This is a genomic window from Providencia sp. PROV048, assembly GCF_033688165.1.
GTDB lineage: Bacteria > Pseudomonadota > Gammaproteobacteria > Enterobacterales > Enterobacteriaceae > Providencia > Providencia hangzhouensis.
This window is the reverse complement of the sequence record NZ_CP096360.1, coordinates 3,559,648-3,579,609: the sequence shown is the minus strand read 5'-3', so window position 1 is coordinate 3,579,609 and position 19,962 is coordinate 3,559,648. Positions and strand designations below refer to the sequence as shown.

Sequence of the window (19,962 nt, the reverse complement as noted above, 5' to 3'; positions counted from 1 at the left end):
ATAAATTAGAGGATCACCATGGCTACTTATAGTACCAATGAATTCCGCTCAGGTCTTAAAATCATGTTAGATGGCGAGCCTTGTGTCGTTTTAGAAAGTGAATTCGTCAAACCAGGTAAAGGTCAAGCGTTCGCACGTGTGCGTATCCGTAAACTGATTTCTAACAAACTGTTGGAAAAAACATTTAAGTCTACTGACTCTGTTGAAGGTGCAGATGTCATGGATATGAACTTAACTTACCTGTACAACGACGGTGAGTTCTGGCATTTCATGAACAACGAAACTTTCGAACAGTTAGCAGCGGACGAAAAAACCGTTGGCGATAACGCGAAATGGTTAGTTGACCAAGCAGAATGTATTTTAACACTGTGGGACGGCCGTCCTATCGCGGTCACTCCACCTAACTTTGTTGAGTTAGAAATTACTGATACTGACCCTGGCCTGAAAGGTGATACCGCAGGTACAGGTGGTAAACCTGCAACACTGAGCACTGGCGCAGTGGTTAAGGTTCCTCTGTTTGTTCAGATCGGTGAAGTGATCCGTGTTGATACTCGTTCTGGCGAGTATGTTTCACGCGTAAAATAACGGTTGATCCTATACTGAATCGTTAAAAATAAAAAGCCGTGGTCGGAATGCCACGGCTTTTTTTGTCTATTTTTTAAGGCCTAACAGCACTTAAACCCACCTTTACCACCGTAACGTGCATCTTGGCGCTCTTTAAAAAACTCTTCATAGGTCATGGGAGTTTGGTCAGGGTGCGTTTTTTGCATATGAGCGACGTAGTTGTCGTAATCGGGGACGCCGACCATCATTTTTGCCGCTTGGCCTAGGTAGCGGGCTGCTTTTCCCAGTTCTCCAAACATAAATCCTCGTCATACTTTGTGTTGTAGCGGTGTTGGCTGCTCTCGGCTACCCAAGTCACATACTGTTATGTATGCTCCTAGTTTCTCCTTCATACTTCACGCTATTGCTGCGTTGGCTTCATTCGCTAACCCTAGTCACATACTGGAGTATGCTCCTAGGGATTATCTTCTTTGCCGCCTTGCTCCAACGTGAATTATTTTGGAGAAAGAGTATATGTCCTAAACAGTGACAAGCTTTTCCGCGAAAATCAATGATGGCGTGTATTTGCCACGATTTCTTCATAGTTGGCTGGCATGGCTTCGTATGGTACTTCATTCGCTGTTGGTTGGTCGGATTTTAATGCCTTCAACGCAGTGCGGATGGAGAATAGAGCCAGTAATACCACAACAATCATAAAGAAAATAGTTAATCCTGCATCTAAGCGGTTATTGAAAATTAACTGAGTTAATTGAGATTCCGTATATTGAACTGGAATATTACCGCTATCAATCATTGCTTGGAATTTATTTGCGACAGCTAAGAAACCAACACGGGCATCTTCACTGAACGTTTTCTCCCAGCCTGCAGTCATCGTACAGATTAACAACCATGCAGTTGGGACTAAAGCGACCCATGCATATCTTTGGCGCTTCATTTTAAACAGTACCACAGCACACAGCATTAATGCCATACCCGCTAACATTTGGTTCGCGATACCAAACAATGGCCATAAGGTGTTAATACCGCCAAGTGGGTCGACAACACCTTGGTGAAGAAAATAACCCCAAGCCAGCACACATAGCGCGGTTGCTATCAAGTTTGCGGGTAACGAATCGGTACGTTTCAAGGATGGAGAAACCACACCCAGTAAATCTTGCAGCATAAAGCGTGCCGCTCGAGTTCCTGCATCCACCGCGGTTAAAATGAACAACGCTTCAAATAGGATGGCAAAGTGATACCAGAAAGCGACATTCATTAGACCGCCAAGGGCACCGTGGAGAATATACGCCATCCCAACAGCCAGTGTTGGAGCACCTCCGGCACGTGAAATAATACTGGTTTCACCCACATCATTAGCAATGCTGTTAAGCTGTTCAGGGGTGATCTGGAAGCCCCAGCTACTGACGACTTGGGCAGCAGAAGCGACTACATCTTGTGTACCTGCGGGAGCTAACATTGCCATGGGGCTATTCATGGCGAAATAAACACCCGGGTCAATCACACAAGCGGCGACTAACGCCATGATAGCTACAAAAGATTCCATCAACATGCCACCATAGCCGATAAAGCAAGCTTGGTTTTCATTCGCCAACATTTTGGGTGTGGTACCCGATGATATCAGTGCGTGGAAGCCAGAAACGGCACCGCAAGCAATGGTAATAAATAAGAATGGAAACAAGTCACCTGCCCAAACCGGGCCTGTACCATCAATATATTTGGTCAGCGATGGCATTTGTAGATTTGGATTGAGGATTAAAATACCAATTGCCAAACCAATAATAGTACCGATTTTTAAGAAGGTTGATAGGTAGTCTCGTGGGGCAAGTAGCAGCCAAACAGGAAGTACAGCGGCAACAAAGCCATATCCCACTAGCATCCAAGTGAGTTGAACACCAGTATAGTCAAAATAAGGTGCCCAAGTTTCGCTTTCAGCGACCCAACCCCCAGAGATAATTGCAAATACGAGGAAAACTAACCCTATAATAGAGACTTCACCAATGCGTCCTGGCCGTATATAACGGGTATAAATACCCATAAAAATCGCCAATGGAATAGTAAAGGCAACGGTGTAAGTTCCCCATGGGCTATGCGTGAGGGCTTTTACGACAATCATAGCGAGTACGGCTAAGATAATCACCATAATCATAAAACAAGCAATTAAAGCCAGAACCCCTGCCGTATTACCCATTTCTTCTTTAACTAATTCACCCAGTGAACGGCCGTCTCGACGTGTTGAAACAAACAACACCATAAAGTCTTGTACGGCCCCTGCTAGCACAACCCCGGCAAGTAGCCAAAGCATGCCTGGTAAATACCCCATCTGTGCCGCAAGTACAGGGCCGACAAGTGGGCCAGCACCTGCGATAGCGGCAAAGTGGTGGCCAAATAATACTTTTTTATCTGTTGGTACGTAGTCTAAGCCATCGTTATGACGAATTGCTGGTGTCATACGAGTTGCATCAACTTGGAGTACTTTTTTAGCAATAAAAAGCCCATAATATCGGTATGCAATCAGATAAATACACACGGCTGCAACAACGATCCACAGGGCATTAATCTGTTCACCTCGATTTAAGGCGATGTAACCCAGTGAAAAAGCACCAAGTAATGCGAGCACAATCCATATTAATTGTTTACCCATAGCCATCCCCATCTGTTCAGTTGATTACTTTTTGTTATTTGTTTAAGTAAAACTGAGAAAGGTATAACCAGACTTAAGTCAAAGAAAAAGTAGCTAAACCGATACACCCAATTGAAATTTGAGATAAATTTCAGAATTGTAGCCAGTATCACTAATTTAGGATTATTTATTGGATTTTATTTGGTTTTGAACTAGCAGTTATCTATTGGATTGGTTTTTTATCTTGATTTATTGTTTATTTTGAAATTAATGACTGATGATGTATTTTTATCGATGAGGGGATGGGGAAAGGTAGGGTAAATAATCGAAAGTTAAAAAACCTTCGATTATTAATGGGTTAATTAGGTATGTCTTAATTTTTGAATTATTTTTTTACCAAAAAGTGTAGTAATTAGGCCAAACATGATTAAAACAAGGCCTGCAACTTGTACGCCATTAATGTGCTCATCAAGAAATAATGCACTACTGCTTAAACCGAAGACGGGAACTAACAATGAAAAAGGAGCAACACGCCACGCTTCATAGCGACCAAGTAAGACACCCCAGATCCCATAGCCAACAAATGTTGATAAATAAGCTAAATAGATAATGACACCAAAGACCGACCAATTAAAACCAGATAGCCCTTCAATAATTGCTTCTTCACCTTCTAAAATCCATGAACTAATTAAAAACGGAATAATTGGGATCAGAGCACTCCAACTGACTAAAGATAGGGCGCTGCATTTCTCTGCGCCTTCCTGTTTCATAATAATTCTATTAGTGATATTACCACAAGCCCATGATAATCCAGCAATTAAAGTGAATGCTAATCCGAGTAATGGGATATCATCAAGCCCACCGGCAGTGGCACCATTGGCTAACACCGTCAGCCCTGCAATCGCGATAAACATACCAATAAAGTGGGTTGGCTGTAATGATTCCTTTAAAATCATTGCGCCAAGTAATAGGGTAAAGAAAGCTTGGGATTGCAATATGACAGAGGTTATACCCGCAGGCATTCCAACTCGAATAGCACAAAATAAGAAGGCGAATTGACCAAAGCTAATCGTTAGCCCATAGAGAAGTAATAATTTGAATGGAATTTTAGGGCGTTTAAAAATAAAAATAGCGGGAAAGGCCACAAACATGAAGCGTAAGGCACCTAATAATAACGGCGGAAGTGCAGTTACCCCGAGCTTAATGATAACGAAGTTAACTCCCCAAATAATCACCACACAAAGGGCGAGTAAGATGTCTCTGAGACTCATGCTGTTTTCTCGATGAACTTGCCAGATAAGACATCTACTTTACCTGTGTATAATTTTGAGTGCGATGGTTATGATGCTTAATCATAAAAAACAGTATAAAAAGGTTAAATATTATTGCTGATTTGCGCTTATTTGTTATTTTTAGTTGCTTGAGTCTTGTTACATGAATGTTTATAATGGATTTTCACTTCATACGTATTCAGGACGACCTGAATTAACGTCATTTAAATATGGGGACGACCCCGAGTATTTAACGGGAGCAACCAGCTATGGCTTGGATCGTCCTTTTATTTGCGGGTTTATTAGAAGTTGTATGGGCTGTTGGCTTAAAATATACCCACGGTTTTACACGTTTAACACCGAGTATCATTACCATTATTGCGATTATTGCGAGTATGGGTCTGTTAGCTTACGCAATGCGTGACTTACCTGTCGGCACGGCTTATGCAATTTGGACCGGTATTGGTGCAGTAGGTACGGCAATTGTTGGGATTATTTTTCTTGGGGAATCAGCGAATATGTTTCGCTTATTAAGCCTTGCCTTGATTATTACAGGGCTAATTGGTTTAAAAGTATCAAGTTAGCTTTCAAATTAAGCATTTTTTAATTAAAAATGAATAATAAGCGGGTGACAGAGAAAGTTACCCGCTTTTTTTGATATTTTTGGGGGCATAGAGAAAACAATTCTTATGTTATTTTTCGTTATAACGCGATGGCCAAATTTCAGATGGTGCAACACCCAAAAACTCGGCAATAATGCGCTCTCCTTTTGGCCAGCGTCTTGATAGGGCGTTATTTAATGTTGATGAGTTTAACCCTGCTGAACGTGATATTTGTGAAAGAGAAGAACCTTTTTTCTTTATTGCTGCAATAATATCAGCCGAGTGCCAGTCTTGTTTCATATGATCTCCAATAGTTAATATATAAATATAATTTAAATTATTTTAATGAACTGTAATTCAATTGAGATATAAAGATAAAAAAATAATTCTTAATTTTGAATACCTTTAAATTTTGGACTTTTAATATTTATTTTTATGTGTTAAAGATATAGATTCAACGTTTTTATTATCTTTATTTTTATTTAAATAACTAAAAGGTGATTTTTATGGATATAGAAAACAATAGGATGGAAAAAATAAGTGCTAGAATGAAATTAGATCTATATAATTATTTTGATTGGAATGATATTGGTATCCATTATACGGTTGTTAATGTTGACGAAAGAAATATATACACATTATCTAGTGATTATGAATGGCAATTAATTTATTGGCATCATGATATGGATTTATCATTAAAAGAACGGTTATTTGCGGGCGTTCAATATTGGAGTAATTATTCAGATGCATACCAGAAAATTTTAACCAAATTAGATAAAGGAAATAAAAAAATTGATTTTTGCAATAGATACAATAATTTATTTGAGATATTTTCACTCAATGCGAACCATAAAGTCCCATATGATCATTTACTTTCATTATATCGATGGCGTTCAATCGTTTCTGAATATGCATATGAAAAATGGTCTGAAAATAAAACGGTGGCATTACCGTTACGCCAAAAAATTGAATTAGACGAAACCGCACCTATTATTTGCAGGGGTAATGAAATATCTAATTATATACGTTTTGGGCAGTTGTCATTTTCAAATAAAGAAGTATTAACCATCCGCTTGTTGCTTTCCCACCGAAATATTAAGGAAATTAGCGGTATTCAAGGCTGTTCGGAGGAGGACGAATATATCAGGGTTAACAATATCAAGAAAAAATTAAACTGTGAAATGGTATCTCAAAAGGAATGTTTTTCGGTAATGAAAGATCACGGGATTACATTAGCAAGCTTAGAAAAGTTAATGCCTATTAATTAATTTAACTATTGGTTTCCTATAGGGATATGAGATCATTTTATGAAATGGAAATTACGTTTTGGTGCTGTGGTTGGGAATTCTCTTGAGTTTTATGATTTTGCAATTTTTGCTGCGATTTCATCATATCTAAGTGCAGAATTAACTCGCTTAGGTTATCAGCAAGCAACGGAGCTGGTGTGGGGTATTTTTGCTTTACGTTTTCTTATACGGCCACTAGGTGGGTATGTGATTGGCCGTTATGCAGATAAAGTCGGTAAAAAACCGGCCATGATTTTGGTCAGTATTCTTACCGGTAGTGCAACATTATGTATGGCATTTCTGCCTATTGAACTCTTAGGGGTATATACGCCTTTAGCCATCTTATTTCTTCAAATGTTGTTATCTTTTAGTTATGCGGGTGAAAGCCCATCACTGTCTACTTATTTATATAAAGACTCTAAACCCCAAGAACGAGGTAGAATTTCTGCGTTGTTAACCGGAAGTGCGGTTGTTGGTGTTATTGGCTCATTAGGGGTCGTGTTCATTCTCGAAAATATATTAGACCCTGAAACCATGCAAAGGGTGGGGTGGAGGATACCACTACTATTAGGTCTAGGTAATATACTGATCTGTTTTTGGTTTCGCTATCGCTTACCAGACCAACCCATTGAGTATGATGGGCGCCAAAAAATAGATTGGCTTAAGGTATTTAATATTTTACTGGTTGTTATTCCTGGGTCAGTTATTTTTTATACCTTAAATTTTTCATCTTCTTTTTTGCTTAAGGAGTTAGAGCTAGAAGAATTTAAAAGCATATATTCAATGATATCATCAACGTTATTATTGCTTTTAATGGCAATAGTTGGTTGGCTAACCGATAAATACAGTTACGCTGAACGGGTTTTTAACTTAGGGGTAAAGCTTGCTGCCATACTATCAATTCCTATTTATTACCTAATGTCGACTAAGGTTTTATCATTAGTGCTTATCTCTCAATCGTCAATTATTATTATTTCAGCGATGGTTTTATGTAATTGGAATTATGCTGTGGCAAAACCCGCCAATGGACAAGTTACAACCTTAAGTATGGGATACAATATTGCATCGACGATTATAGGAGGGGTAACGCCTTTAATTATCAATTATTTAGTCCTCATTGATGTTTCCTTGGTTGGTGTTTTTGTTTCGTTGAGTTCGTTAACTCTATTTGTTTCATTGTTATTGAGTAAAAAACAAAGGTTATTAACTATTTAAATTTAAGGGTGACATATGAATATAGAAAATAAACACCTAGAACTTTCTTGTTCTGGTTTTGGTAATAAGTTTTTAAAGTATTTCGATTGGAATGATATAGATGTTACTTATAGTAGAGTGGATGTGATAAATAATGATGTAAAAGTTATTTCAAACCACTATGGGTGGGTTTTAATGTTTTGGGATGATGATCTAGATAAAAAAGTAAAGGAAAGATTAATCCCTGGTATTCAATATTGGAATAATTACTCTGCCGAATTTCAAAAAACATTATCTAAAACAGATAAGAAAGAAATGAAAGTGGATTTTTGTACTCAATATGGCGGTGTATATGAAATTACATCAATAAATTCAAAAAAGAAATTCTCATCTAATGAGTTATTAGAGCTCTATAAATTAAGAGCTGTTATTTCTGATTACTCCCAGCATGTCTGGAAAAATAATGAAAATATTATTTTGCCACTTAGGGCGGACATAAGCTTATCTCAACAAATTGAAGATAATAACCGAGATATTTTAGATTTTCATCATTATATGCGTTTTGGTAACATTCGTTTTACCCGTAAAGAAATGATAACTATTCGTTTATTATTATCACATTGCCGAGTAAAGGAAATTAGTTATATTCAAGGTTGTTCGGAAGCGACAGAAAATAAACGTATTCTACGCATTAAAGAAAAACTAGGTTGCTCTTATACTTCACCTAGTGGTTTATTTCAGGCTTTAAAAGAAAATGGCATTACTCTTGCGTGTTTGGAATCTTTGGTGAGTTACCCTTAAATATGAGAATATTTTTCTACAAGGAAATTGATTAATAGAAAAGGGATAAATAATGAAATGGAGATTCATGTTTGGCGCCGTCGCAGGTAATGCTTTAAAGTATTATGATATTGCTGTGTTTGCGGCTATATCCACTTATTTAAGTACGGAATTAACTAATTTAGGTTATACACAAGCAACGGAAATGGTATGGGGGATTTTTGCATTACGTTTTTTAATCCGCCCACTAGGTGGGTATGTTATAGGCCGATATGCTGATACGGTAGGGGAAAAATCAGCTCTAGTATTAACAAGTATGATAACCGGTACGGCAACATTAATGATGGCACTGTTACCCATTGAATTATTAGGGAACTATACGCCATTAGTAATATTAATTTTACAATTAGCACTTTCTTTTAGTTTTGCTGGGGAATTTCCTTCTTTAATCACTTATTTATTTAAGGATTTAGATGGGAATATTCAATCTAGAGTTTCATCAATTATTGTTGGTAGTTCTTTATGTGGAGTAATCGCATCATTAGCTGTCGTTTTCATGTTAAAGAACACATTTTCTGAAGAAGCGATGCAGTCAATTGGCTGGAGGCTCCCACTATTAATTGGTTTAATTAATATTTTAATTAGTTTTTGGTTTAGAGCAAAATTACCGGATTATAAAAGTGAATTAGATGAAAAACCAATATTAAGTTGGCTCCATGTATTTTGGGTTTTCTTATTTACCATTCCTGATACTGTCACTTTCTACTCTCAAAATTTATCAACTTCATTAATTATTGAAAAATTAATGATAGACGAGATAAAGAGTTTTTATGAGATATTTTCGTCCGGTCTATTGTTAATTTTTATGCTGATATGTGGTTGGTTAACCGATAAATATAGCTCAGTTAAATCTGTTTTTAATATGGGAGTCATTGGGATGGTATTGCTTTCAGTACCACTCTATTTTTCATTGCAGCTAGATAATTTACTTCTAGTCTTTTTCGCTCAAGTCGTTATGTCCGTATATTCAGCGATGATATTGTGTAATTTATCGGCCGTACTGATGGATAAATCTAATGGGCAAGCAACAATACTAGGCGTAGGGTACAATGGCGCCTCTGCCTCTATCGGGGGGATAACGCCTTTAGTTGTCGGTTATTTAGGTCACTTTAACTTAGGTTATGTTGGGCTATTTGTTGCGGTTTGTGGGCTTTCCTACTTTATATCTACTTGGTTGCCAAAACCAAATCCTGTTTAGTGTTAGTCATGATTTAATCCCCCTTAAGGGGGGTTAAATATCAATACATCATAGGGTTACAGTAACGAAAAATCAGATAGTTACCTTATTAACTATATAAATATTTTGCTTTTCGACATAGTATTTGACGTTATTTTCATACCATGATTTAAGTTCAGATGATGCGTTTATCAGGTTATCTAGCCTTTCTTTTGCTGGTTTCGTTCTCGGCTTTTTAGGTTGTATTGTCATCGAAATATCTCTTAACGTCATGTTCCAAAAGCAAATCTGATAAGGCCATCATAGCACTTGATATTGACATGCTAAAACTTAGCTCTCCGGCAGTTTCGTTATTTTAACTATCTGGCTGCTACTTCTATGAAAAGATAAAATAAATGCGATCAATAAAACATACATCATCGCACCAATCAGCCATACCCAGCCATCCCATGTTGCGAGTGTTTGACCAAAAATAAAACTAAATAATAATGGACCAATAACTCCAGTGGCATTGGTTAAACTGACTAAAATCCCTTGTAATTTACCTTGGTTAGCTTGATTAACTTGAGCTGACATCAACCCTTGTAGCGCTGGCAATGCAATACTGCCACCAGCGAGTAAGACCAATGTTGGGTAAATCATCCAGCCTTCTGTCAGTAATGACAAAATAATGAATGCGGCCTCATCCACGACAAAGCCGACAATGATTGTCACTTTTTCATTGAATCTTTTGGCTATTGCACCTGCGACAAAGGCTTGAAATAAGGTATGCATAACGCCTAAGCCTGCTAAGGATAACCCAACTTGCATGCTATTCCATTGGAAGCGGTTTTCGGTAAACAACACCCAAGTCGTTGCAGGGATTTGACCAATTAACTGCGCTATAAAAAAGACGAAAAGTAGCAGAATCACGGGTTTTACCACTTGCATGAAGGGAACGGGTGACGGTAGCTCCCCATTCTGCTCATCCTGTTCAGCGAATTTGCGTTGATCTTTAAAAATAAACCAGATCACGACAAAAGAGCACGCGTTCAAAATAGCCGCAATAACAAAAGGAAGATGAGGAGAGAGTTGCCCTGCAAAACCCCCAATCGCAGGCCCTGCGATTAAGCCAATACCAAAAGCTGCACCTAAGCGACCAAACCACTTGGTTCGTTCTTGTGGCAGTGTATTGTCTGCAATAACAGAAGCGGCTACTGCGCCTGTTGCGCCAGTGATCCCTGAAATTAAACGGCCTAAATACAGCATCCAAAGTGAGCTCGATAAAGCTAACAAAGTATAGTCCAGCGCGGCTCCGGCGAGGGAAAGAAGCAAAATGGGTCGGCGGCCGAATTTATCGGACCATTTACCCAATATTGGAGCAAAAAATACCTGCATGATGGCATAGAGTGCGAGCAGTATGCCGTAATGATTAGCCAAATGTTCTATGGAGACATATTCACGCAGTAAAGCAGGTAAAACAGGCATGATCAAACCGATCCCCATCGCATCAAGGGCTGTGATCATTAATACCGTGATCGCAAATTTATTCATTATCCATTTCTCTATCACTGATAGAGTTGGAATGCACCCCTATCAGTGATAGAGTGTCAATAAAAATTAAGGGGAAAGCGATGGCAAGATTGGATAAAGAAACCATTATTACGGCTGCACTAGATTTGCTGAATGAAGTGGGAATGGAAGGACTGACAACGCGAAAATTGGCTCAAAAGCTCGGGGTTGAGCAACCCACACTGTATTGGCATGTAAAGAACAAGCGCACATTGTTGGATGCATTATCGGTTGAAATGTTAAAACGACATCATGACCATGCATTACCCGTTGAGGGGGAATCGTGGCAAGAGTTTTTGCGCCATAACGCATTAAGTTTTCGCCGAGCCTTGTTCAGTTATCGTGATGGAGCAAAGGTACATTTAGGAACACGCCCTAGTACAGAACAATACGCCACCGTAGAAAAACAATTACAATTTATGATTGATAGCGGTTTTTCATTAAAAAGTGGCCTTTATGCAGTGAGTGCAGTGGGGCACTTTACATTGGGTTCAGTACTTGAGCAGCAAGAGCATTTAGCGGCAATGGGTGAGAGAGATGTTGAACAAGACGAGGCGATGCCATTGTTATTAAAGGAAGCTGTTCAAATCATGGATAATGATGATGGAACAGAAGCATTTTTGTTTGGTTTAGAATCAATTATTCGAGGCTTTAAGCCCTAAAAAAGAAAAGGTATGACAATGTGCTGTCATACCTTTTATTAAAATAATGTGTGATTGAATTATTTACAGAGTAAATACACCAATAATTGCAATAACGCTAATGATTGCTGAGCCGCCGTAGAAAACCCATTTTGTCGCAGGGACATGGATTTTAAAGTCGTGCAGCGTATGGTGGATACGGTGCATACCACACCAAACTGGCAAAATAATCATCAGTAATAAGAATACGCGGCCAATAAAGCTTTGGCTAAATGCCATAATGCGCTCATAGCTAAGCATTTCTGGTGCAACGCCGAGAGGAATTAAAATCCCTAACAGAATGATGATTGCAGGGCCAATTACGGCGCTCCACATACCACCGGCACCAAATAATCCCCAGAAAATCGGCTCATCGGAACGTTTAGGCGTTAGATTCATCAGATTCTCCTTAGATTAAAATAATAATGCGATAGCTAAGATTGCTGCCGTAACAACAATCGTGAGAGCCCAGAAGCCTTTAACGATAGGCTCATCAGACATTTTCTTATCTTTCACAATAATACTGACGGCTTTTGGTGCAAGATTGAACCACGTGGTGGTGTGCAATAATGTTGCTGCCAAAGTAATAATGTTAATGATAAGAATGATTGGGTTACTTAAGAACCCAACAAAGCCAGCCCATGATTCAGGGCCACTCTTGAGTGCAAATACTCCATATAGGACTAAGATACTAAACCAGACTTGAAGGACTGAAGTACTTTCACGCATGATATAAAAGCGGTAAAAACCTAGCTTTTGCCACCAATCGCCCTTCATTTCCCTTACATAGGGTTTACGTTTTGTTGTCATGACTTCAATTCTCCTTATCGTGGCTTCAGCATGGCGATAACAAAGTCTTGCGCACTGGCAACTTTACCTTGTTGGATCGCACCCGCAGGGTCGACATGCTTAGGACAGACTTCAGAGCAGTAGCCTACAAACGTACAACTCCAGACACCATTGTCACCGTTTAACAAGGTCATGCGTTCTTTCGCACCATGGTCTCGGTTATCTAAATTGTAGCGCTCTGCCAATGTAATCGCGGCTGGACCGATGAACTCTGGGTTTAATCCAAATTGTGGGCAAGCTGCATAGCACAGACCACAGTTGATACAGCCTGAGAATTGATGGTATTTTGCCATCTGGGCAGGCGTTTGCTTATTTGGGCCTTCAGAAGGTTTACGGTCATTACCGATAATGTACGGTTTGATCGCCTCTAAACGCTCAATAAAGTGGGTCATATCAACAACAAGGTCGCGCTCGATTGGGAAGTTACCTAATGGCTCAACTTTCATGCCTTGCGGGTATTCACGCAGGAATGTTTTACAAGCCAGTTTAGGCACTTTGTCCACCATCATGCCACAAGAACCACAAATCGCCATACGACAGGACCAGCGGTAAGACAGGTCTGGAGCGAGATTATCTTTGATATAGCCTAACGCATCTAACAAAGAAGTTTGCTCGTCATAAGGGACATCATACGTCACCAAATGGGGCTCACTATCCGTTTCCGGATTGTAACGCATGATCTCCACTTTTAGGTGTTTCATATCATCCATTAGCTTGCTCCTTCTTCGCCTTATCTTGAGCTTCAGCTTCGGCACCGTAAACACGTTTAGCTGGCTGAGATTTCGTGATTTTCACGTCACTGTACTCTAAACGAGGGGAGCCCTCTGGGTTATAGAATGCCAAAGTATGTTTAAGGAAATTAACATCATCACGCTCAGTACAGCCTTCATCGAGACGTTGGTGTGCACCACGTGATTCTTTACGGTTGATTGCAGAGTGAGCCATACATTCCGCCACATCAAGGCCAAAGCCTAATTCAATGGTGTACAGTAGGTCAGTATTAAATACGCTGCTATGGTCGGTAATTTCGACGTGTTTGAAGCGTTCTTTCAGCTCAGCAATTTTATCAACGGTTTTTTGCATTAATTCAGGGGTACGGTAGATACCGCAGCCTTCTTCCATTGAAATACCCATTTCGTCGCGGATCTTCGACCAGCTCTCTTTCCCTTTTTGGTTCATGAGTTTGCTGAGGTCAGCTTCGATATCACGAGTACGGGCTTCGATAGCATTTGCATTGGCTGGTGTTGCTTCAGCAGCATGGCGAGCGGCTTCTTCACCTGCCAGACGACCAAATACAACTAATTCAGCTAATGAGTTAGAACCTAAACGGTTTGCACCGTGCAAGCCAACAGAAGAACACTCACCGACAGCAAATAGGCCTTTGATGCGTGTTTCTGTGCGTTGATCCGTTTCGATACCACCCATGGTGTAGTGAGCGGTTGGGCGAACAGGAATTGGGTCTGTTACTGGGTCAACACCTACGTAGGCTTTCGCCAATTCACAAATAAATGGTAAACGCTCATGCAGTTTTTCTGCGCCAAGGTGACGTAGATCCAGATAGACGACATCACCACGATGAGTGCTGATCGTACGGCCTGCACGCCATTCGTGCCAGAACGCTTGGGAAACTTTATCACGTGGACCCAGTTCCATATATTTATTTTCAGGTTTACCTAGTGGAGTTTCAGGCCCCATTCCGTAGTCTTGCAGGTAGCGATAGCCGTCTTTATTGACAAGGATCCCGCCCTCACCACGACAACCTTCGGTCATTAAGATACCAGAACCCGGTAACCCAGTTGGGTGATATTGAACAAATTCCATATCACGCAGCGGCACGCCATGGCGGAATGCGATACCCATACCATCACCGGTTACAATACCGCCATTGGTATTGTAGCGATAAACGCGTCCAGCACCGCCAGTTGCCATCACGATGGCATTAGCACGGATCTGGACTTTTGTTCCTTCCATCATATTTAACGCGACAAGACCACGGACTTGGCCTTCATCAACAATGATATCGAGAACAAAATGTTCGTCAAAACGTTGAATTTGTGGATATTTTAATGAAGTTTGGAACAGGGTATGGAGCATGTGGAAGCCAGTTTTATCAGCAGCAAACCACGTACGCTCAATTTTCATTCCACCGAAACGGCGAACGTTAACTGAACCATCTGGTTTACGGCTCCACGGGCAGCCCCATAGCTCTAGTTGGGTCATTTCTGTTGGGCAGTGTTCGACAAAATAGTCGACAACATCTTGCTCACACAGCCAGTCCCCACCAGCTACAGTATCATTAAAATGATAGTCATAGGAGTCATGAGCCTGAGTAACTGCTGCTGATCCCCCCTCTGCGGCCACAGTGTGACTACGCATTGGGTATACTTTTGAGACCAGAGCAATCTTGATATTGGGATTTGCTTCAGCGGCAGCAATTGCTGCACGTAAGCCTGCGCCCCCGGCCCCGATAATCGCTAAATCGGCATTGAAGGTTTGCACTGCGCTTCTCCATTGTTCAAGTGTAAAATTGATAAATTCTTTTAAATACTTTTGATAATTAGCTACGTCATTTTCAGTTCAACTTAAAGCTAAACTACGAAATATCTGTTTTTTAATAGTAAATAATATAATAGCTAATAATGACTTATCATGCTGTGAATTATAGCGAATAGTCCTCAAGATAAATTTGATATAGAGGGGTGTTTTGGCCAAATTTAGTGATAAAGTGTGAGGTAGATCTTCTTTTTATAAATTGTTTTTACATTACTGGATTTTCTAGGCTGTTAACACCGAATAAAAAGGAATTTCAAATGATTATCATTAAATTTACATAGACTTTTAGTGTATAAAACCAAGTGAATTACTCAGGTTTTATCAATAATAAGTGATTAATACTATTATTATAGCTGAAGAGTTTAATTCATATTGAATGCTAATTTGCGAGGAGTCTCACTATTTATTATTTAGAATAAATTTAATTTTGAACAGAAAATTTTAAAATAGATTGAGAAAGCGAATCGTTTCGCTTTTTTAGTAACAGATATGTCACATAATATAAGAATTAATCATGTTTCTGGCTACTTTCATTACTCTTCCCACCTCTGTAGGATAAAGCTAAAAGTAAAGGCTTTGCCTAATCGTATAAAGCAAGAGATAATCAGGCTATCTCTACTTACTCATCATCATGCCGACAGTTGCAAGTATTTACGTTCAGATAAATATGCATTATCAGTGTAAATGCATTGTGTGTTGCCTGTGAGGTGGGTACACTGCACGACTAAGTTTATTTTGGAGTCATCTTAATGAGTGATATAGCGAATTGGCAGCCAACCGCCCCCATCGCTAACCTGTTACAGCGCGCAAAAATAATTGCGGAAATCAGACGTTTTTTTACTGATCGTTGTGTACTTGAAGTCGAAACCCCCGCAATGAGTCAGGCTACAGTCACTGACATTCATCTTGTTCCATTTGAAACGCGTTTTGTGGGCCCTGGTGCAGCGCAAGGTATTAATTTATATTTAATGACCAGCCCTGAATACCACATGAAACGTTTATTAGCGGCCGGTAGTGGCCCTATCTATCAGTTAGGTCGTAGCTTTAGAAATGAAGAAGCAGGGCGACATCATAACCCTGAATTTACCATGTTAGAGTGGTACCGCCCGCATTTTGATATGTATCGCTTGATCAATGAAGTGGATGACCTACTGCAACAAGTTTTAGAATGTGAGAGTGCAGAGCTACTTTCATACCAACAAGCGTTTTTACGCTATTTGGATATTGACCCATTATCTGCTGAAAAAAGTGAATTACGTGAGGCTGCAGCCCGTTTAGATTTGAGCAATATCGCGGATCAGGAAGAAGATAAAGATACCTTACTTCAACTGCTATTTACCATGGGCGTTGAGCCTCATATTGGTAAAGAAAAGCCTGCAGTCGTGTATCATTTCCCTGCAACCCAAGCGTCTCTTGCCGTAATTAGCACGGAAGATCATCGTGTTGCTGAGCGTTTTGAGGTGTATTATAAGGGAATGGAACTAGCAAATGGTTTCCATGAACTCACTGATGCAAGCGAACAACGCCAGCGATTTGAACAAGACAACCGTAAGCGAGCGGCAATGGGGCTACCTACTGCACCTATTGATGAGCACTTGCTCGCGGCTTTAGAGCATGGTTTACCTGATTGTTCTGGTGTAGCAGTTGGGGTTGATAGGCTGATTATGATTGCTTTAAATGCAGATAAAATCAGTGATGTGATCGCATTCCCTGTCACTATCGCGTAATTTATTTTCAAAACCGATTAGACTTGCTGCCAAACATAATATGTTTGTCAGCAGTCTGAATGCAGCCAAATGGCTGCATTCTTATTTTGTCCCAGAAAACTATTTTTGTTTCTGCTGTTCTAAGAACTTAACCCCTAAGTCAGGGAAGTCTGTGAAGGCGCCATCGACATCGGCTTGGTTATAAATAATGTCATAAAGCTGTTGCCCATCTTTGGCGTATTTTGGCAGCTTATCAACACGGATAGTGAACGGATGCACTGCCATTTTGTTATCATGAGCTTCTTTAACCATGCCATTCACTTTGATATTAGTTGGCGTGGATTCTTCACTAATTAGCATATGATAATCAGGGCCAATACCATCTGCATAGGTCGCAATTTCTTTCATTGCACCCGGTTTCATCATCCAATCATAATTGTAATTAACCCAAGTTCCGTCAGGTTTTTGCTCTTGAGTTTCGTTCCAATCGGTGTAAGCAATCAATTGAATTAATTTAATATCCATCCCCATTTCTGGCATCAAGGTATTTTTGATACGTTTTAGGTCATTAGGGTCAAATGACTGTAGATAAACGTTGGAATCCTTGGTGGTATAGCCATACTCTTTAAGGACTTCGAGTGTTTTTTTGGTGATATCTTTGCCTTCTTGTAAGTGGAACCAAGGGGCTTTAATTTCTGGGTAGATACCAATATTCTTACCCGTTGACTTGTTTAATCCCTGAACAAATTCAATCTCTTCTTGGAAAGTATGAACGCGGAAGTCTGATTTGCCCATTGGGAAGCGGTTCGGATAGCTTTGCACTTTTTTACCATCAACAATATCAAATCCTTCTGTAAAATTGAGTGATTTGATTTCATCAAGGGTAAAGTCAATCGCATAGTAACGGCCATCTTTACGGGCGCGGTCAGGGAAACGTTCAGCAACATCTGTCACGCGATCGAGATAATGGTCATGTAAGACCACGAGCTCGTTATCTTTCGTCATAACTAAATCTTGCTCAAGAAAATCAGCACCTTGTGCGTAAGCCATTGCTTTTGCAGGTAGGGTATGTTCCGGTAAGTAACCACTTGCACCACGATGTGCAATGACAACTTTACTTGAAGCTTGAGCTACAGCAGACACTGACATCACTAAAACCATACTAGCCACCAATGTTTTTAATGGAAAGCTCATGATTATATCTCCTTGGCACTTTATTTGGGTAAAAAAATGGGCTACATCATTTTTTGATATAGCCCACGAGTCTAGCGATTAACAATGAACATTTGATGAATGTTTATTGTGAGTTTGCTAATTCGCGTTTATGTTTGCTTTCGCTCAACATCACTATAAACAGTAGAACAACGGCCAGTGCTGAACCACCGATCATGACTGCGAAGCCACCGTCCCAACCGAAGTAGTCTACGGTATAACCAACGATAGCACTTGCTGCTACAGAACCACCGAGGTAGCCGAACAAGCCTGTGAATCCTGCGGCTGTACCTGCTGCTTTTTTCGGTGCAAGTTCAAGGGCGTGCAAACCAATCAACATAACAGGACCATAGATTAGGAAACCGATGATCAACATACATGCCATATCAACATTTGGGTTACCAGCTGGGTTCATCCAGAACACGATAGTTGCAATGGTTACCAGAACCATGAAGAACACACCAGTGGCTCCACGGTTACCACGGAAGACTTTATCCGACATCCAACCACACAGTAACGTACCTGGGATACCTGCGTATTCATATAAGAAGTAAGCCCATGAAGATTTGTCCATTGCGAAGTGTTTAACTTCACGCAGGTAAGTTGGAGACCAGTCCAAAACACCATAACGCAGTAAGTAAACGAACACGTTCGCAATCGCAATCATCCATAATAGTTTGTTAGGGAAAACATACTTCATGAAGATTTCTTTTGCAGTTAACTCTTGCTCATCTGATGCTTTATAGTCAGTTGGATAGTCGTTTTTGTACTCTTCAATTGGAGGAAGACCACAAGATTGCGGGGTGTCGCGCATTAACGCAAATGCAATGATTGCAACAAGGATAGCAGCCAATGCAGGCATATACAGCGCAGCTTTCCAGTCGTTAAACCATGCCATACCTAACATGAACAGTAATGGAGGGATACCACCACCGACGTTGTGTGCACAGTTCCAAACCGAAACGATACCACCACGTTCTTTTTGTGACCACCAGTGAACCATGGTACGCCCACAAGGAGGCCAACCCATACCTTGGAACCAACCACAAAGGAACAGTAATACGAACATTACCATGATGCTTGATGTTGCCCATGGTACGAAGCCCATGACTAACATCACTGCGGAGGCGAGAATCAAACCTGCTGGTAAGAAATAACGCGGGTTTGCACGGTCGGAAAACGACCCCATGATAAATTTAGAAAATCCGTAAGCAATTGAGATCCCTGATAATGCAAAACCAAGGTCACCTTTAGAGAAACCTTGTTCAACAAGATATGGCATCGCTAACGCAAAGTTCTTTCGGACTAGATAATACGCTGCGTAACCAAAGAAAATACCCATGAAGATCTGCCAGCGAAGCTTACGATAGACAGGATCTATCTTATCCGCTGGCAGCCTCTCTATATGAGGTGCTGGTTTAAAAATGCTTAACATATACGCCTCCGATGGCATGCTAATTTTTATTTACACTTCCATTTCTCTATTTCAGAGAAATATTGAGTGTTTATTATTGGTGAAGTAACAAAAACGAAAGTAATCGAGTAATTTAAGAGTCTTTATTTTCTTAATTGCTCTAAATTGTAGTCGTTAAAAAACAATTTATCTGTAATCCAACGCACAATTATTGATTTTGTTTATGAAGTTGCATAGTAAATGACATTTGTGAATAGAATGGAACTAGAAATGTTAATTATTTTGTGATTCTCATCACGATTTTGTTCTTTTGAACACTAAATATGCATCAATTGCTTTCGTTTTTGTTCCTTATCAAACATTGAGCGCGTTTCTGAGCTATATTTAATAATAGATTATAAAAATAGAATCTATACTTATCGATTATAGAAATGTTTATTAAT

19 protein-coding genes are annotated in these 19,962 nt (G+C 39.9%); 8 read left to right on the top strand and 11 right to left on the bottom strand.

The window, feature by feature from the left end; translation table 11 throughout:
* Positions 1–18 precede the first annotated feature (18 nt).
* On the top strand, positions 19–585 hold the full coding sequence (gene efp, locus M1F26_RS15940; protein WP_004258667.1) for an elongation factor P: 567 nt from the start codon (positions 19–21) through the stop codon (positions 583–585).
* An 80-nt stretch (positions 586–665) separates the two neighbouring features.
* Here efp and M1F26_RS15935 read toward each other — a convergent pair whose 3' ends face one another.
* The 3 genes from M1F26_RS15935 to M1F26_RS15925 form a co-directional block, all read right to left on the bottom strand.
* Positions 666–863 (bottom strand): YbdD/YjiX family protein, encoded by a 198-nt coding sequence (locus tag M1F26_RS15935; protein WP_004258665.1) that lies wholly within the window; start codon positions 861–863, stop codon positions 666–668.
* 248 nt (positions 864–1,111) lie between these two features.
* The gene (gene cstA, locus M1F26_RS15930; protein ID WP_094961461.1) at positions 1,112–3,205 is read right to left on the bottom strand and encodes a pyruvate/proton symporter CstA; all 2,094 of its coding nucleotides are present in this window, start codon (positions 3,203–3,205) and stop codon (positions 1,112–1,114) included.
* Between the two features lie 341 nt (positions 3,206–3,546).
* Complete coding sequence (locus tag M1F26_RS15925) at positions 3,547–4,455, bottom strand: EamA family transporter (protein WP_136135362.1); 909 nt, start codon at positions 4,453–4,455, stop codon at positions 3,547–3,549.
* A gap of 269 nt (positions 4,456–4,724) precedes the next feature.
* On the opposite strand from M1F26_RS15925, the gene sugE reads away from it, so the two are divergent.
* A complete protein-coding gene (gene sugE, locus M1F26_RS15920; RefSeq protein WP_004258648.1) occupies positions 4,725–5,039 on the top strand; it encodes a quaternary ammonium compound efflux SMR transporter SugE in 315 nt (104 codons plus the stop codon).
* A 108-nt stretch (positions 5,040–5,147) separates the two neighbouring features.
* Here sugE and M1F26_RS15915 read toward each other — a convergent pair whose 3' ends face one another.
* Positions 5,148–5,357, bottom strand: a complete 210-nt coding sequence (locus M1F26_RS15915; RefSeq protein ID WP_004908101.1) for a helix-turn-helix domain-containing protein — start codon at positions 5,355–5,357, stop codon at positions 5,148–5,150.
* Positions 5,358–5,563: 206 nt separating this feature from the next.
* Between M1F26_RS15915 and M1F26_RS15910 the strand changes: the two genes are divergently transcribed.
* Genes M1F26_RS15910 through M1F26_RS15895 form a run of 4 tightly spaced genes read left to right on the top strand, consistent with a single transcriptional unit; the run spans position 5,564 to position 9,575 of the window.
* Complete coding sequence (locus M1F26_RS15910) at positions 5,564–6,325, top strand: hypothetical protein (RefSeq protein WP_140171419.1); 762 nt, start codon at positions 5,564–5,566, stop codon at positions 6,323–6,325.
* A gap of 39 nt (positions 6,326–6,364) precedes the next feature.
* Complete coding sequence (locus tag M1F26_RS15905) at positions 6,365–7,558, top strand: MFS transporter (RefSeq protein ID WP_140171421.1); 1,194 nt, start codon at positions 6,365–6,367, stop codon at positions 7,556–7,558.
* Between the two features lie 15 nt (positions 7,559–7,573).
* Positions 7,574–8,338 carry a helix-turn-helix transcriptional regulator gene (locus tag M1F26_RS15900; RefSeq protein WP_140171423.1) on the top strand — a complete coding sequence of 255 codons (765 nt, stop codon included), beginning with the start codon at positions 7,574–7,576 and terminating at the stop codon, positions 8,336–8,338.
* A 52-nt stretch (positions 8,339–8,390) separates the two neighbouring features.
* Positions 8,391–9,575 (top strand): MFS transporter, encoded by a 1,185-nt coding sequence (locus tag M1F26_RS15895; RefSeq protein ID WP_140171425.1) that lies wholly within the window; start codon positions 8,391–8,393, stop codon positions 9,573–9,575.
* 309 nt (positions 9,576–9,884) lie between these two features.
* On the opposite strand, the gene tet is transcribed toward M1F26_RS15895, so the two are convergent.
* Positions 9,885–11,087, bottom strand: coding sequence for a Tet(A)/Tet(B)/Tet(C) family tetracycline efflux MFS transporter (tet, locus tag M1F26_RS15890; RefSeq protein ID WP_140171427.1), 1,203 nt, complete (start codon positions 11,085–11,087; stop codon positions 9,885–9,887).
* A gap of 80 nt (positions 11,088–11,167) precedes the next feature.
* Between tet and tetR the strand changes: the two genes are divergently transcribed.
* Entirely contained in the window at positions 11,168–11,767 is a 600-nt protein-coding gene (gene tetR / locus M1F26_RS15885) for a tetracycline resistance transcriptional repressor TetR (protein ID WP_318837591.1), read from the top strand.
* A 63-nt stretch (positions 11,768–11,830) separates the two neighbouring features.
* On the opposite strand, the gene frdD is transcribed toward tetR, so the two are convergent.
* The 4 genes from frdD to frdA are packed head-to-tail and all read right to left on the bottom strand — an operon-like array spanning position 11,831 to position 15,133.
* A complete protein-coding gene (gene frdD / locus M1F26_RS15880; protein WP_004258620.1) occupies positions 11,831–12,184 on the bottom strand; it encodes a fumarate reductase subunit FrdD in 354 nt (117 codons plus the stop codon).
* Positions 12,185–12,199: 15 nt separating this feature from the next.
* Entirely contained in the window at positions 12,200–12,595 is a 396-nt protein-coding gene (frdC, locus tag M1F26_RS15875; protein WP_004258617.1) for a fumarate reductase subunit FrdC, read from the bottom strand.
* 14 nt (positions 12,596–12,609) lie between these two features.
* Positions 12,610–13,344, bottom strand: coding sequence for a succinate dehydrogenase/fumarate reductase iron-sulfur subunit (locus M1F26_RS15870; protein ID WP_140171431.1), 735 nt, complete (start codon positions 13,342–13,344; stop codon positions 12,610–12,612).
* Positions 13,337–15,133, bottom strand: a complete 1,797-nt coding sequence (frdA, locus tag M1F26_RS15865) for a fumarate reductase (quinol) flavoprotein subunit (protein ID WP_004258614.1) — start codon at positions 15,131–15,133, stop codon at positions 13,337–13,339. The genes M1F26_RS15870 and frdA overlap by 8 nt, the downstream gene beginning before the upstream one ends.
* Before the next feature lie 803 nt (positions 15,134–15,936).
* On the opposite strand from frdA, the gene epmA reads away from it, so the two are divergent.
* Complete coding sequence (gene epmA, locus M1F26_RS15860; protein WP_140171433.1) at positions 15,937–16,914, top strand: elongation factor P--(R)-beta-lysine ligase; 978 nt, start codon at positions 15,937–15,939, stop codon at positions 16,912–16,914.
* Between the two features lie 99 nt (positions 16,915–17,013).
* Here epmA and glpQ read toward each other — a convergent pair whose 3' ends face one another.
* A complete protein-coding gene (gene glpQ / locus M1F26_RS15855; RefSeq protein WP_200129285.1) occupies positions 17,014–18,087 on the bottom strand; it encodes a glycerophosphodiester phosphodiesterase in 1,074 nt (357 codons plus the stop codon).
* A gap of 103 nt (positions 18,088–18,190) precedes the next feature.
* A complete protein-coding gene (gene glpT, locus M1F26_RS15850) occupies positions 18,191–19,540 on the bottom strand; it encodes a glycerol-3-phosphate transporter (RefSeq protein WP_136135058.1) in 1,350 nt (449 codons plus the stop codon).
* Positions 19,541–19,962: the final 422 nt, after the last annotated feature.